Genomic DNA, 1,365 nt, shown 5'->3' on the forward strand with positions numbered 1-1,365 from the left:
TGGATTCGGCTCAGTTGTCGGTTGTTAAAGTTCAGCTTTTTTCAGACGAGTCATTTGTATAAAAGAAAAAGGAGATGGTTGCCCATCTCCTTTTTTTTCTTTATTGCATTAGACTTCTGGCAAAAATCCCTTTTTGACACTGCACTAGCCGTCGTCCTTCGCGCAGCATCCTTTAGGGCGGCGGCGGGGACGCCGCCGGGAGCATATATGCAAGAAGTCTATTCTTTATCCTGCCATCGCAAAAAACATCGGACTGAAATAGGGGATCAGCCAGATAAACCAAACGACCACACTGAATTTGTGGAAGCTCTTGATGGCTTTCTCATCCTTTTTGGCGAGGACAACAGCAGCCCAGATCGCGTGAACGAGCATCAATAAAATAGCGATCAACCCAGAGATGCCGTGAATGTCAAAGGTCATCCCGCCGACAAACTCAAACATTAGGCCGGTTCCCCAGGTGTCGCAGATCAGACCCAAAACAAAAAAGGCCAGATGCCATTTTTTGAGTTCCCCGGAGATGCGTTCACTCCAAACGCCGATGGAATAGAATACGAGTGCTGACGTGATAATAATGCTGGCTGATTGGTCCAAAATATTACTCCTTGTTGAATAGTGTCGGTGCTAAATTTTGACGAGAGGCTTGCTCCCGTTTTGGATACGTTACCTATGCGGCGACGATTTCCGCTGCCGCCGGACGGATCATCCGAACGGCGAAAAGAAGCAGCATTGCCATGAGCAGCCCTGCAAACAGGAAGGGTGCGGTGGAGCCAAAAAATTGAAAAAGGACGCCCATGATTAGTGGGGCAATCGCATTGGCACCGCTTAAAAAGGCAGCTGATATGCCCAGGGTCCCACCGATCTCGTCTTTTGGAACTCGTTTGGAAAGCAGGCTGTTGACCGCTGGCTGGAGAATCCCTCCGCCGATCGAAGCCGGGATCATGGCCACCAATATCCATCCAAGACCCAGCCAACCTTTATTATCGTCCGGCGGCAGGTCAACTTCCAGACCCTGGGTGGTCGGATGCTCTCCTGCGCGAAATTCAGTATCGACCTGTAATTCGGCGGTAAGTTCAGCCTGTGAATAACCTGGCATGGGCTGACGGGGTGTGAAGGCCGTCATCGTCAGGCCAATCGCGAGTGTCGCCAACCCGGCATAGATCAATTTACGGTCACCATACTTTCGGCTCCAGCGTCCGATCAGGCCGCCCTGAACGGCTACGACAATGATCCCGACAAAGATAAAAATCAACGAATTGTCGGAGGCATTCATCCCCAGGCGATTGAGTGTAAAGAGAGCCAGAAATTGTTCGAAGCCCCCAAAGGCGACCTGCTGGGCAAACATCAGAACCAGCAGCAGACCAACGG

At 51.0% G+C, this 1,365-nt stretch carries 2 protein-coding genes; both read right to left on the bottom strand.

Going from position 1 to position 1,365, the window contains the following annotated elements; all coding sequences use genetic code 11:
• Positions 1-225: 225 nt before the first annotated feature.
• Complete coding sequence (locus AC3DOM_RS11095) at positions 226-591, bottom strand: HsmA family protein (RefSeq protein ID WP_487919114.1); 366 nt, start codon at positions 589-591, stop codon at positions 226-228.
• A 73-nt stretch (positions 592-664) separates the two neighbouring features.
• A partial coding sequence (locus AC3DOM_RS11100; RefSeq protein ID WP_487919115.1) for an MFS transporter occupies positions 665-1,365 on the bottom strand: 701 nt, incomplete at its 5' end.

The organism is Candidatus Desulfolinea nitratireducens, from assembly GCF_982879505.1.